Origin of the sequence: Actinotalea ferrariae CF5-4, assembly GCF_000603945.1 — a bacterium.
GTDB classification, from domain to species: domain Bacteria; phylum Actinomycetota; class Actinomycetes; order Actinomycetales; family Cellulomonadaceae; genus Actinotalea; species Actinotalea ferrariae.
Genome location: NZ_AXCW01000117.1, coordinates 1 through 13,217 on the forward strand (window position 1 = coordinate 1; position 13,217 = coordinate 13,217).

12 protein-coding genes are annotated in these 13,217 nt (G+C 73.3%); 5 read left to right on the top strand and 7 right to left on the bottom strand.

The annotated features are described in order from the left end of the window. Positions 1–23 precede the first annotated feature (23 nt). Both N866_RS11345 and N866_RS11350 read right to left on the bottom strand, forming a co-directional pair. On the bottom strand, positions 24–1,088 hold the full coding sequence (locus tag N866_RS11345; protein WP_245612554.1) for a Gfo/Idh/MocA family protein: 1,065 nt from the start codon (positions 1,086–1,088) through the stop codon (positions 24–26). Positions 1,089–1,099: 11 nt separating this feature from the next. Beyond that, positions 1,100–3,355, bottom strand: coding sequence for an MMPL family transporter (locus N866_RS11350; RefSeq protein WP_245612556.1), 2,256 nt, complete (start codon positions 3,353–3,355; stop codon positions 1,100–1,102). Between the two features lie 91 nt (positions 3,356–3,446). Between N866_RS11350 and N866_RS20460 the strand changes: the two genes are divergently transcribed. The 4 genes from N866_RS20460 to N866_RS11370 all read left to right on the top strand — a co-directional run bounded on the left by N866_RS20460 (position 3,447) and on the right by N866_RS11370 (position 6,647). After that, positions 3,447–4,007, top strand: a complete 561-nt coding sequence (locus N866_RS20460; protein ID WP_245612558.1) for a MarR family winged helix-turn-helix transcriptional regulator — start codon at positions 3,447–3,449, stop codon at positions 4,005–4,007. A gap of 82 nt (positions 4,008–4,089) precedes the next feature. Beyond that, entirely contained in the window at positions 4,090–4,791 is a 702-nt protein-coding gene (lipB, locus tag N866_RS11360; RefSeq protein ID WP_034226430.1) for a lipoyl(octanoyl) transferase LipB, read from the top strand. 65 nt (positions 4,792–4,856) lie between these two features. Continuing rightward, the gene (gene lipA, locus N866_RS11365) at positions 4,857–5,861 is read left to right on the top strand and encodes a lipoyl synthase (RefSeq protein WP_034226431.1); all 1,005 of its coding nucleotides are present in this window, start codon (positions 4,857–4,859) and stop codon (positions 5,859–5,861) included. Positions 5,862–5,906: 45 nt separating this feature from the next. Then, positions 5,907–6,647, top strand: coding sequence for a DUF4191 domain-containing protein (locus N866_RS11370; RefSeq protein WP_034226419.1), 741 nt, complete (start codon positions 5,907–5,909; stop codon positions 6,645–6,647). 88 nt (positions 6,648–6,735) lie between these two features. On the opposite strand, the gene N866_RS11375 is transcribed toward N866_RS11370, so the two are convergent. Further along, a complete protein-coding gene (locus tag N866_RS11375; RefSeq protein ID WP_034226420.1) occupies positions 6,736–7,263 on the bottom strand; it encodes an RDD family protein in 528 nt (175 codons plus the stop codon). 174 nt (positions 7,264–7,437) lie between these two features. Between N866_RS11375 and glnA the strand changes: the two genes are divergently transcribed. Further along, positions 7,438–8,862 carry a type I glutamate--ammonia ligase gene (gene glnA, locus N866_RS11380; RefSeq protein WP_034226421.1) on the top strand — a complete coding sequence of 475 codons (1,425 nt, stop codon included), beginning with the start codon at positions 7,438–7,440 and terminating at the stop codon, positions 8,860–8,862. 93 nt (positions 8,863–8,955) lie between these two features. Here glnA and N866_RS11385 read toward each other — a convergent pair whose 3' ends face one another. From N866_RS11385 to N866_RS11400, 4 genes are all read right to left on the bottom strand, one after another. Next, positions 8,956–9,735 carry an ABC transporter ATP-binding protein gene (locus N866_RS11385; RefSeq protein ID WP_034226423.1) on the bottom strand — a complete coding sequence of 260 codons (780 nt, stop codon included), beginning with the start codon at positions 9,733–9,735 and terminating at the stop codon, positions 8,956–8,958. A 10-nt stretch (positions 9,736–9,745) separates the two neighbouring features. Further along, complete coding sequence (locus tag N866_RS11390; RefSeq protein WP_034226424.1) at positions 9,746–10,432, bottom strand: FtsX-like permease family protein; 687 nt, start codon at positions 10,430–10,432, stop codon at positions 9,746–9,748. A gap of 35 nt (positions 10,433–10,467) precedes the next feature. Beyond that, on the bottom strand, positions 10,468–12,108 hold the full coding sequence (locus tag N866_RS11395) for an FtsX-like permease family protein (protein WP_034226425.1): 1,641 nt from the start codon (positions 12,106–12,108) through the stop codon (positions 10,468–10,470). 7 nt (positions 12,109–12,115) lie between these two features. Then, on the bottom strand, positions 12,116–13,217 hold a 1,102-nt coding region (locus N866_RS11400), incomplete at its 5' end, for an alpha/beta fold hydrolase (protein WP_052022945.1).

Below are 13,217 nucleotides of genomic sequence, written 5' to 3' on the forward strand. Positions count from 1 at the left end.
CGTGCTGCAGCGCCCGTCGGCGCTCAGGGCAGGACGACGACCTGCCCCGCCTCGGCGCTGCGCCGGGCCGCGTCGAGCACGCCCGCCGTCACCACGGCATCCCGAGGATCGACCGGGGCCGGTCCGCCGGCGTGGAGCCACTGCCCCACGAGGCGGTAGTAGTCCTCGTGACCACCGGCGGCACGCGGCACGGGGGTCGCCTCGTCGCCCCGGACGAGCCAGCCCTCCTGACCGTCGCCGGGGTCCATCCCGGAGAACGGGGACGCCTCGCCCTCGAACCGGGTCACGAGGTAGGCGGCGCGGTCACCGAGGACGCGCGTGCGCGGCCCCGGGGCCGCCGCGAGGGCACCGGCCCAGAGGTGGCTCACCGTCCCCTCGCGGTGCCGCAGCGCCAGGAAGACGTCGTCCTCGGTCGGGGTCGTGAGGGCACGGAGCTCCGCGTAGACCGACGCCACCGGACCGAACAGCTGCACGGCGGAGTCGACGAGGTGCGCCCCCAGGTCCAGCAGGAGGCCCCCGCCCTCCCCGACGGCGTTCTCCTTCCAGCGGTCCTTGGGGACCGGCCGCCAGCGCTCCCACCGGCGCTCGAACCGGTGCACCCGCCCCAGGGAACCGTCGGCGAGCAGACCCACGAGCGTCAGCTGCTCGGGATCCCACCGCCGGTTCTGGAACACCGTGAGCGGGACGTGCGCGGCCTCGGCCGCGGCGACGACGGCGCGCGCGCCCGCCTCGTCCAGGGCGAGCGGCTTGTCGACGACGACGGGGACACCGGCCGCGACGGCGGCGAGCGCGTGCTCGACGTGGAGCCCGGTCGGCGAGGCGAGGACGACGACGTCCACGTCCCCCGCCCGGCCGAGGAGGCCCTCGACGTCGTCGTGGACGCGCACCCCGGGCCAGTCCTCGCGCGCCTGGGCGGCCCGCCCCGGCGACCGCGTCACGACGGCCGTCACCGTGTGTCCCGCGGCGCGGACGAGCCGACCGTGGATCCCGCGCCCGGCGTCGCCGTAGCCGACGACGCCTACCCGGAGGCGGGGGGCTGTGTCGGCCGGCACGCCGGCCGGCACGTCCGTCGGCACGTCCGTCGGCACGTGCGGGAGGGTCACCGGCTCGTCGCCGGCTCCGCCAGCCGCTGCGGGACCTCGGTCTGGGTGTCGTCCGCCGGGACGCGTCGCTGCCACGGCCACCAGGATGCCCGACCGATGTCCAGGATGAGGCCAGGCACGAGCAGGCTCCGCACCACGAGCGTGTCGATGAGGACCCCGAGCGCGACGAGGAACGCGAGCTGGACCAGGAACAGCAGCGGCAGCACGGCCAGGGCACCGAACGTCGCGGCGAGGATGACGCCGGCACTCGTGATGACGCCGCCGGTCACGGCGAGACCCCGACGCGTCCCCTCCCGGGTCCCGTGCCGCAGCGACTCCTCCCGCACCCGGGTCATCAGGAAGATCGAGTAGTCGATGCCCAGCGCCACGAGGAAGACGAACGCGTACAGCGGGACGACCGGGTCGGCTCCGGGGAAGTCGAAGACGCCGTTGAAGAAGATCGCGGCGATCCCGAGCGTCGCCCCGAGGCTCAGCAGGTTCGCGCCCAGCAGCAGGACCGGCGCGACGACCGAGCGCAGCAGCGCGATGAGCACGAGGAGGATGACCACGAGCACCGTGGGCACGATGACCTGCAGGTCCCGGATGCTCGTCTGCTGGGTGTCGAGCCGCTGCGCGGCCGCTCCCCCGACCACGGTCTCCGGCGACACCTCCCCGACGGCCTGGCGGACGTCGGCGACGACCTCGACGGCCTCCTGCGTCTCCGACCCGGACGACGTGACCGCCTGGACCTGCACGACGCCGTCGACGACCCGCGGCGCGGCGTCCGGCGCCGGCGGCGCCCCGGGCGGGCCGGCGACCTCGGCCACGACGGCGGCCGAGTCCACGCCGTCGGTGGCGAGGACGGCCTCCAGCACGGCGTCGAGGTCCGCCTCGGGCGCGAAGACCGTGACCGGCTGCACCTGGCCCGCGGGGAAGTGCTCCGCGACGACCTCCTGGCCGGTGACGGACTCGACCTCGGTGAGGAAGATGTCGGTCTCGCTCGTCCCGCTCGCCCGGAGCTGCGGCACGAACGCGGTGGCCGCGGCGAGCAGGAGCGCCGTCGTCACCCAGACGAGGCGGGGGCGGCGGCCGACCAGGCCCGAGACCCGGCCCCAGACGCCGTTGCGCGCCTCGACCTCGGCCAGGGTGTCCTGGCCGCCGTCGCCCGCGGCCGTGCCGGCACGCGGGATGCGCGGCCAGAAGATGAGGCGGGCGAACCGGTGCCCGCCCACCAGCAGGAACGCGGGCAGGAGGGTCAGGGCGGCGACGAACGCCGCGACGATGCCGATGGCGGCGACCGGCCCGAGGCTCGAGTTGGACGCGAGGTCCGAGAGCAGGAGGGTCAGCAGACCCGCGATCACCGTGCCCGCGCTCGCCGCGATGGGCTCGATGGAGGCCCGCAGCGCCCGGCGCATGGCGGTGTACGGGGAGGCGACCCGCGACAGCTCCTCGCGGTACCTGGCGACGATGAGCAGCGAGTAGTCCGTCGCGGCACCGACGACGAGGATGAACAGGATGCCCTGGCTCTGCCCGTTGAGGACGAGGACCCCGGCGGCGGCGAGCTCGTAGACGACGAGGCCGGCCCCGGCGAGCGCGAACACCGACGTGAACAGGACGGTGAAGGGCAGGCTCGGCGAGCGGTAGACCAGCAGCAGGATGACGAACACGACCGCGAGGGCCACGACCAGCAGGATCCCGTCGATCCCCCCGAACGCCTCCACGACGTCCGCGACCGCGCCGGCCGGTCCGGTCACCCAGGCCTCCAGTCCCGCGCCGTCGAGCTCCGCGGTCGCCTCGCGCAGGGCGTTGACGACCTCGTTGAGGACGCGCTCCTCGCCGACGGTCTCCTGCACCGCGTCGCTGTCCAGGGACAGCGCGAGCAGGACCGCCTCACCGTCCTCCGACGGGACCGGGAACGCCGGGGCGAGGAGCACGTCCTCGAGCGTCCGGCCCTCGCCGATCTCCAGGGCAGGCACGGCCTGCGCGAAGTCGTCCACCGCCGCCAGCTGCTCCGGGGTGAGCTGCCCGTCACCGGTGACGACGACGATCGCCGGGAGCGTCGTGTCGTCGGAGAACCCCTCGGCCAGCTCCGCGGCCCGGGTCGACTCCGCGCTGCGGGGCAGGAACGCCGCGTTGTCGTTCTCCTGCACCTCCGACAGCTTGCCGATGGACTGGCCGCCGACCCCCGCGAGGGTCAGCCACACCAGCAGGACACCCAGGACGGCCAGTCCCCGCAGCACACCGCGACGACGGCCCGACGAATCGCTCAGCATGCTGAGTATCATGAGGCCCACTAGCCTCGAGGGACAAACCAGCCTTCCTGTGCTGGCTCTCAGGAACAGGCACGGAGCACCCGGAGGCGACGTGGAGCGGACAGGGCACTGGCCGACCGGCCGCCTGCTCTCCGCCGTCGCGCGCCGTATCGAGCGGGAGTGGAACGCCCATCTCGACACCTGGGACCTCAACCACGCGAGCCTGCCCGTCCTCTTCCACCTCGCCCGCGGCCCGCACTCCCAGCGCGACCTCGCGCGGGCCAACGGGGTGACCGAGCAGACGATGAGCCGCATCCTGGCCCGCATGGAGCGGTCCGGCTACATCGCGCGGGAGCAGCACCCCACGGACCGCCGTCGGCACGACGTCGTCCTCACCGCCGCCGGCCGCGCCGTCATGCTGGAGGCCGGCGACCCCCGCCCGGCCGAGGAGATGAGCGTGCGCGGCCTGGAGCCGCACCACGTCGAGCAGCTGCGCGAGATCCTCGGCCTCATGCTGGCGGCCCACCCGCACGAGGAGGGCTGGGACGACCCCACCCCGCACGGGCCGGACGCGGACGGCCACGCGTTCCGACCGCCCGCCGCCGACGACGCCGACGGCGGCCACGCCGCACCCGACGACGACACGCCGCGGGTGCACGCTGACGTACCGTGACGGTGTGGCTGCTCCCGCCCCCGTCCCCGACCCGGTCCCCGATCCCCCGTCGCTCGACGGCGAGGCGCTCGAGGTCGACGGGCTGCTGACCGTCGACCTCGGCCTGGGCACCCGTCTCCTGCCGTACGTGCCGACCTGGGACCTCCAGCGCGCGGTGCACGCCGCCGTCGTCGACGGCCTGCGCCCCGACACCGTGCTGCTGCTGGAGCACGAGAGCGTCTACACCGCGGGCAAGCGGACCGCGTCGTGGGACCGCCCCGTCGACGGCACCCCGGTGGTCGACGTCGACCGGGGCGGGAAGATCACGTGGCACGGGCCCGGTCAGGTGGTCGCGTACCCGCTGGTCCGCCTGCGCGAGCCGGTCGACGTCGTGGCCTACGTCCGTGCGCTGGAGACCGCCGTCATCGCCGTCTGCGCGCGGCTGGGCGTGACCGCCGGCCGGGTCGAGGGCCGCAGCGGGGTCTGGGTTGCCGCGGACGACCCGGCGGAGGCCGCCGAGGGCACGGTGCCGCGGCGGGACCGCAAGGTCTGCGCGATCGGCGTGCGGGTGGCGCGGGGCGCGACCATGCACGGCCTCGCGCTCAACTGCGACCCGGACCTGGGCGCCTTCGGTCGCATCGTCCCGTGCGGGATCGACGACGCGGACGTCACCTCCCTGTCCGCCGAGCTCGGTCGGGACGTCACCGTCCTGGAGGTGCTCCCGCTGCTGCGCGAGGAGCTGGCCGCCGCGCTCGCCCCGCTGCGCGCGACCACCGGCACGACGTCCGCACCGGCCGCCGTCTGAGGACCGGCCGAGGGAAGCCCGCGCCGCCCCTGAGGTCATCGGACGACTGACGTAGAGTGGTCGCCGTGACGAGCGCACCCGAGGGCCGGCGCATGCTCCGCGTCGAGGCGCGCAACGCCGAGACACCGATCGAGAAGAAGCCCGAGTGGATCCGCACCCGCGCGACCATGGGCCCGGAGTACACCGAGCTCAAGAAGCTCGTCCAGGGCGAGAAGCTGCACACGGTCTGCGAAGAGGCGGGCTGCCCCAACATCTTCGAGTGCTGGGAGGACCGGGAGGCCACCTTCCTCATCGGTGGTGACCAGTGCACCCGGCGGTGCGACTTCTGCCAGATCGACACGGGTAAGCCGGCCGACGAGGACCGCGACGAGCCCCGGCGCGTGGCCGAGTCGATCCGCGCGATGGGCCTGCGGTACTCCACGATCACGGGGGTGGCCCGCGACGACCTGCCCGACGGCGGCGCGTGGCTCTACGCCGAGACCGTCCGGCAGATCCACGCGACGAGCCCGGGCACCGGCGTCGAGCTGCTCATCCCGGACTTCAACGCGCGGCCGGAGCAGCTCGCGGAGGTCTTCTCCTCGCGGCCCGAGGTGCTCGCGCACAACGTCGAGACGGTGCCGCGGATCTTCAAGCAGATCCGCCCGGCGTTCCGCTACGACCGCTCGCTCTCGGTGCTCCGCTCGGCGCGCGACGACGGCTTCGTGACGAAGTCCAACCTCATCCTCGGCATGGGCGAGACCTACGACGAGGTGGTGGCCGCGCTGCACGACCTCCACGACGCCGGGTGCGACCTGCTCACCATCACCCAGTACCTGCGCCCCTCCGTGCGGCACCACCCGGTGGAGCGGTGGGTCAAGCCGGAGGAGTTCGTCGCGCTCTCGGACGAGGCGGAGCGGATCGGCTTCCTCGGCGTCATGTCCGGCCCCCTGGTCCGCTCCTCGTACCGGGCCGGCCGCCTGTGGGCCCAGGCCATGACGCGGCGGGGCGAGACGATCCCCGAGGCCCTGGCGCACCTGGCCACCCCGGGCAGCGCCCGCCAGGAGGCGTCCAGCCTCCTCAGCCGGCACTGAGCGAGCCGTCCGGGCGTCCTCCGTCGGCCACTAGACTCATCGCCCATGGCCCGCGATCGATCCACCACGCCCTCGCCTGCGGCTGACGCAGCCGGCGGCAAGCCGAAGAAGGTCCGCAAGGTCCGGTGGTACCACCGGGTCTGGGAGGCCTTCCAGATGACCCGGCGGGTCGATCCCGCGGTGACCTGGTGGGTCCTGCTGGCCTTCGTCGGCGTACTGGCGGTGGGCATCGGCCTGGGTCTGGCCTTCGGCCGTCCCGTCTACGCGACGATCGTCGCGCTCCCCTTCGCCTTCCTCGCGGCGCTGTTCCTCCTGGCGCGCCGCGCCGAGGCGGCCGCCTACCGCCAGATCGAGGGCCAGCCCGGCGCGTCGCTGTCGGCGCTGCGCACGATCCGCCGCGGCTGGGAGTTCCCGGAGGAGCCCGTCGCCGTGGACCCCCGCGGCCAGGAGATCGTCTTCCGGGGCCTCGGGCGACCGGGCATCGTCCTCGTCGCCGAGGGCAACCCGGTCCGCGCCCAGCGGCTGCTGGAGGCCGAGCGCAAGAAGGTCGCGCGGGTGCTCCCGAACGTCCCCGTCACGCTGCTCCAGTCGGGCAACGAGGACGGCCAGGTGCCGCTCCGCAAGCTGCCCGGTACGGTCCGCAAGCTCAAGCCGAAGCTGACCAAGCAGGAGGTCGGCGAGGTCGGCAAGCGGCTCCGCGCGCTCGGCGGCGCACGCCTCCCGGTGCCCAAGGGCATCGACCCGTTCAAGGCCCGGCCCGACCGCAAGGGCATGCGCGGCCGCTGAGGTCCGGCCGCCCGCGTCGCACGACGAGCGGCGGCATCAGCGTCGCACGACGCCCGGCGGCATCAGCGTCGCACGGCGCCCGGCGGTCTCAGCGGCGGACGACGACCGTCCCCGCGGCGACGTCGTGCAGGCCGCGTCCGGAGGCGTCCCACACGACGGCGGGGATGACGAGGCAGAGCAGCGCGGTCCGGGTCAGGCCCAGCAGGAGGCCCGGGGGCGGGAGCACCGACGGCGCTGTCGCCTGCGCCCCGGCGGCAGCGCCCGAGCGGCCCTGCCGCAACAGCACGGTGGTCAGGTCACCCAGGCGCACCACCTGGATCCCGGCGACCCGGTGCCCGATGGTGGTGCCCAGCGTCGCCACGAGGACCACGGTGGAGGCGCCGAAGACGGCGAGCGTCGCCCACTCGTCGAAGCCGAAGAAGGCCGCGCTGATGAGTGAGGCGATCCCCCAGTCGACGAGCAGGCCGAGCACGCGTCGCCCCACGGTCGCCAACGACCCCTGGCCCGTCGCGGGCAGGCCCAGGCGTGCCGGGCCGGTCGTGCCGTCGCCGCCGGCGGCGCCACCACCGGGCGTCCCCTCGAGCCACGATCCGATGTCCTCGCGTCGCGCTGCCACGCGCAGCAGGCTAGCGGCACGGCCTGTGGCGACCCTGTGCCGGGCTCCGCTCCTCGGTAACGCACCGGAAACACGAGGTACACCGCAGGGAAACCGCGTCGCCCTAGGTTCGTCCCGTCGCCCACCCCCCGCATGCCTCGCCTGCGCAGGCACCGAGAACGAGGAGAGCACTGCATGTTCAGCTCCGCAGACGAGCTCATGACCTTCATCAAGGAGGAGGGCGTCCAGTTCGTCGACGTCCGCTTCTGCGACCTGCCCGGCGTGATGCAGCACTTCAACGTGCCGGCCTCGACCGTCGACGCGTCCTTCTTCACCGAGGGCCAGATGTTCGACGGCTCCTCGATCCGGGGCTTCCAGGCCATCCACGAGTCCGACATGAAGCTCCTCGCGGACCTGTCCACGGCCTACCTGGACCCGTTCCGCGACCGCAAGACGCTCATCATCAACATGTCGATCGTCGACCCGTACACCGATGAGCCCTACAGCCGCGACCCCCGCCAGATCGCCGCGAAGGCCGAGGCGTACCTCAAGTCGACCGGCATCGCGGACACCGCGTTCTTCGCGCCCGAGGCCGAGTTCTACATCTTCGACGACATCCGGTTCCACACGAGCCAGTCCGAGAGCTACTACCACATCGACTCCATCGAGGCGGCGTGGAACACGGGCCGCAAGGAGGACGGCGGGAACCTCGGCCACAAGACCCCGTACAAGGGCGGCTACTTCCCCGTCCCGCCGGTCGACCACTTCGCCGACCTGCGCGACGAGATCTGCGAGGTGCTGGACCAGGCCGGCCTCCAGGTCGAGCGCTCCCACCACGAGGTCGGCACCGCCGGCCAGGCGGAGATCAACTACCGCTTCGACACGCTCGCCAAGTCCGCGGACAAGGTGATGCAGTTCAAGTACATCGTCAAGAACGTCGTGCACCGCAACGGCCGCACGGTGACCTTCATGCCGAAGCCGCTCTTCGGTGACAACGGCTCGGGCATGCACTGCCACCAGTCGCTGTGGAAGGACGGCGAGCCGCTCTTCTACGACGAGAAGGGCTACGGCGGCCTGTCCGACATGGCGCGCTGGTACATCGGTGGTCTGCTCAAGCACGCCCCGTCGCTGCTCGCGTTCACCAACCCGACGGTGAACAGCTACCACCGTCTGGTGCCCGGCTACGAGGCGCCCGTCAACCTCGTCTACTCGGCCCGCAACCGCTCCGCCTGCGTCCGTATCCCGGTGACCGGGTCGAGCCCGAAGGCCAAGCGCATCGAGTTCCGGGTCCCGGACGCGTCGTCCAACCCGTACCTCGCCTTCGCCGCGATGCTCATGGCCGGCCTCGACGGCATCAAGAACAAGATCGAGCCGCCGGAGCCGGTCGACAAGGACCTGTACGAGCTGCCGCCCGAGGAGCACGCCGCCATCGAGCAGCTGCCCGCGTCGCTCGAGGCCGCGCTCGACGCGCTCGAGGCCGACCACGACTACCTCACCGAGGGCGGCGTCTTCACGCCCGACCTCATCGAGACGTGGATCGACTTCAAGCGGACCCACGAGATCGACCCGATCCGCCTGCGCCCGCACCCGCACGAGTTCGAGCTCTACTTCGACTGCTGAGCAGTCCCGACGGGCCCCCGGCCCGGCCCTCCCCGTCCCGGGGAGGCGCCGGACCGGGGGCCTCGTGCGTGCGGCGCGCCCTCGCCGGTCGGCTCAGACCGGCCCGAGGACGGCGCTGCGCGGCTGGAGCTCGGTGAGCCAGGCCGCGACGCCGCCGTGCCGCCGCTCCAGGTCGACCGCCGCGCACCGACCCTGCTGCCGGTCGGCGACGATCCGACCGTCGACCATGTAGAGCACCCGGTCGGCGCGGGCGGCGACCGTGGCGTCGTGGGTGACGAGCACGACCGTCGTCCCCTCGGCGTTGATCTCGCCCAGGATGTCCAGCACCTCGGCGGCCGCCGTCGAGTCCAGCGCGCCGGTCGGCTCGTCGCCCAGGACGATCGTCGGCTCGTTGATGAGCGCCCGGCAGATACCGATCCGCTGGAGCTGGCCGCCCGACGCCTCCGAGACGTCCCGGGTGGCCAGCCCGGCGACACCCATCCGCTCCATGAGCGCCAGGGCCCGCCGGTTCAGCTCCTCGCGCGGGGCCAGGCAGGCGAGGTAGGCCGGGAGCACGACGTTGTCGAGCAGGCACAGGTTCGTGAGCAGGTGCCCGTGCTGGAAGACGAAGCCCATCGTCGTCAGCCGCAGGCGCGCGAGCTGCTTCTGGCTGAGCGAGCCGAGGTCCTGGCCGGCGACGGACACCGTCCCGCCGGTCATCGTGTCCATCCCGCTGATCGTGTGCAGCAGGGTCGACTTCCCCGACCCGGACGGGCCCATCACCGCCACGAGCTCGCCGTCGTGGACCTGCAGGTCCACCCCGTGCAGCACGGTGGTGCCGTCGAAGGCCTTGGTGAGTCCCCGGGCGTCGAGGACCGGTGTCGAGGTGGTCATGAGAGCCGTCCTAATCGGTGGTGAGAGCGCTGATGCGGGCGTCGGACAGGGAGCGGGCGCTCGCCGCCGTGACGAGCGAGACCGAGCCCAGGAGTGCGGCAGGCAGGAGGACGTAGGTCAGGAGCGGGTCGACGGCGAAGTCGATGCGGCTGGTCCCCCGGCCCAGCGCCTCCATCCCGCCGTACAGGCCCTCGAACATGAGGTTGAACATCGCCTCGCCGAGCGTGGCCGCGGCGACCGCGCCGACGACGACGCCCAGGGCGAGCACCAGCACCGTCCGCGTGACGTACTGCGCGCGCAGGCCGCCGTCGTCGGCGCCGAGCGCGCGCTGGACCGCGATCGGGCCGGCGTCGCGGGCGAGGATCATCCGGGTGAAGAGCGCGGTCATGAGGCCGACCAGGGCGACCGCCACCACCGCGGAGATGGCGGCGGTGACCGTCATCTGGCGCGCGATCGGCCGGAGGGTCTGGGCCCGCCACTGCTCGATGTCGTGGACCTTCGCGGGGGCGAGCTGGTCGCCGTACGCCTGCGCGGTCGCCGCGGCGTCCGTCCCGGGCGCCAGGGCCACTCCGACGACGTACCACATGACGTCGTTCCCCTGCGTGGGCAGGACGGACTTGGCGGTCTTCCCGCCGTTGGTGATGTCCTGGTAGCTGCCGACGATCGTCAGGTCCCGCACCTGCCCGCCGACCTCCACGGGCAGCGTGTCGCCGACGTCCCGGCCGGCCTGGCTCAGCGCGAGGAGGGAAGCGCGATCTCGGTCGGGTCCGTGGCGGCACGGCCCTCGGCGTAGGTGAGTGGCAGGAGGGTGTGGTCGCCGTTCTCCACGTACAGGCTCACCGGGTTGCCGTCCACGTCCACCGACCCGTGGCGGGTGGTGACCATGGGGGTCACGGTCGCGACGTCCGGGTCCGCTCGCACCGTGTCGACGACCCGGGCGAACTGGGCCGGCGAGGCGTCGTCGGCGTGACGCAGCTCGATCCGCAGGTCCACGGTGCCCGTGCCCATGTAGTGGATGAACCCCGGGGCGCTCGCCGTGCTCGCCGAGCTGATCGGCACGATCGTGAGGAAGGTGCTGACCGCGAAGACACCGAACAGCAGGAGGTAGGTGCGCCACCGGCCGACGACGTCCATGGCCCCCAGCCGCAGCGGCACCGGCAGACGGGACCGGTGCAGTCGCAGCCGGGCGGCCCTCGACTGCTGCCCGGTCGTACCCGCGCGCAGCGCCGCCACCGCGCTGATCCCGCCGAAGCGGCGCAGCAGCACCAGCAGGAAGAGCACCAGGGCGGTGAGCACGAGCGCAGCCGCGAGCACGGGGGTCAGCCAGGTCCAGACGGACGGGACCGACCCCATGTAGCGGGTGATGTTGCGGGCCAGGACCGGGGTGAGCTCCAGCCCGCCGGCCAGGCCGAGCACAGCGGACGCTCCGGCGAGGGCGGCGTACTTCGTGAGGTAGATCCGCCGGACGCCCCGCGGGGGGACCCCGATCGCCGTGAGGACGCCGATCTCGCGGTAGTCCTGCTCGGCCGCGGTGAGGAAGGAGAAGCGCAGGCACAGCAGCGCCACCACGAGCAGGAGGACCGCCACGAGGATGACGATGGCGGCGTCCATGCCGTCACCGACCATCGTGAACATCTGGAAGGTGGCGGAGTCCACCATCTGCCCGGCCTGGGGCATGCCCGCGTCCAGGTAGGCCGTCTGGAACCCGGCGGACTGCGCGGCGGGGTCGTGCAGCCAGAACTCGACGAGGTGCTCGACCTCGCCGGTGTGCGCCCGGACCTGCTCCAGGTCCGTCGGCGAGACCGCCAGGCGCTTGGAGCTCGTGATCCCGGCGTTCATGATCGAGTCCCGCGCGAAGCCGGCGATCGTCAGCTCGGTGCGGAAGCCGTCGGCCGCGGTGATGACGACCGGGTCCCCGACCCGCAGGCCGTGCTCCACCTCGTAGAACACCGGCAGCACGACCGTGCCCGGCGCGACCTCGGTGATCGGCTCGTTGTCGAGGTCGAGGAGCAGGTCGCGCTGCTGGTTCGGGACCACCAGGGAGTTCTGCTGGATGCTCGTCGTCTGCGGCTCGCCGGCGAAGGAGAGCTCGGCCCCGTCGATCCCGAGCAGGAGCATGGCCTGATGGTGCTCGACCTCCGGTCGCGTCGCGACCCAGTCGTCCACCTGCGCCGGGTCGTACGGCCCGACGTGCAGCTGCGCGACGTGCGGCGCCCGCGCCTGCGCCAGCAGGCTCGTGGAGCCGCCCATGAGGCGGGCGAGGGTGCCGGCGCTCGCCGTCGCCAGGAGCACCGACAGCCCCATGAGGACGACGAGGACGAGCGTCACGACCCGGTGCCGACGGACGTCCCGGGCGATCATCCGGCCGTACACGGCGACCTCACCGTCCCTCGGCGACGGGGGTGCTCCCGACGCTGCGCGCGTGCACGTCCGCCATGAAGGCGGCGAACCGGCCGGGCTCGTCCAGGTGCGGCGTGTGGCCGGAGCGGTCCCACGTCTCCACCTGGACCACCGGGGCGTCCAGCGCCGCGAGCCACTCCCGCGCCAGGTCGGCGCGCCCGGGTGCCTCGTAGGTCCCGACGACCACGTGGACCGGGACGTCGAGCCGCGGCACCTGGTCGCGGAAGTCGATGCCCTCGAGCTGGGGGTACAGCAGCGCGAACGTGTCGATGAGGCCGGCCGCGGAGCGGAGCTGCTCGGTGAGCGAGTACTCGTCGACGAGCAGGTTGAGCGGGTAGCCGGAGCGCCCGTCGTGGTCGGCGCCGGTCGGGTACTGCTGCCACTGCGGGTTGCCCGTCAGCATGGACGGGTAGATCAGCGCGTCGTCGTACGGCGGCGGCCCCACCGCGAGGAGCTGGTCGACCAGGCCGTCGTCGCCGGACTCGCGGGCCCAGGCCAGGGTGTCGGCGTACATGATCTCGTCGGTGCGCGCCTGGCTGACCATCTGGCCGACCCCGACGTAGGCCCGGACGAGGTCGGGGCGCTCCTGCGCCAGGAGGACCCCCAGGGTGCTGCCCCAGGAGCTGCCGACGACGTAGACGCCGTCCTCGTCGAACCGGTCGCACAGGTGCTCGGTCAGCTCGATCGCGTCGGCGAGCATCTGGTCGAGGGTGAACGTCTCCTCCGGCTCCCGCTGGTCCGCGGACCGTCCGGTGCCCCGCTGGTCCCAGGTGACGACGACGAACGACTCCTCGAGGGCCTCACCGGCGTACCGCATCGACCCCAGCGCCGTGCCGCCCGGCCCGCCCTCGAGGAAGAGGAGGACAGGCGCGTCGACGTCGGCGCCACGGATCATCACGCCCTGGTCGTGGCCGCCGATCGGCAGGGTGACCAGCTCGGCGACACCACCGGCGACCGGCTCGCCGTCGCGCCCGACCACCGGCTCCGTGCTCGCCGGCCGGGCGAGGCCCGCGACGAGCAGCACGACCACGCCGGTGCCCGCGACGAGGCCGGACCGCCGCAGCGCGCGGCCGACCCGGCGG

Bases quoted from the DNA above. Each gene is read 5' to 3' on its own strand.
- N866_RS11350 (WP_245612556.1), bottom strand. From the start codon at position 3,355: ATGCTGAGCGATTCGTCGGGCCGTCGTCGCGGTGTGCTGCGGGGACTG.
- N866_RS11370 (WP_034226419.1), top strand. From the start codon at position 5,907: ATGGCCCGCGATCGATCCACCACGCCCTCGCCTGCGGCTGACGCAGCC.
- glnA (WP_034226421.1), top strand. From the start codon at position 7,438: ATGTTCAGCTCCGCAGACGAGCTCATGACCTTCATCAAGGAGGAGGGC.
- N866_RS11385 (WP_034226423.1), bottom strand. From the start codon at position 9,735: ATGACCACCTCGACACCGGTCCTCGACGCCCGGGGACTCACCAAGGCC.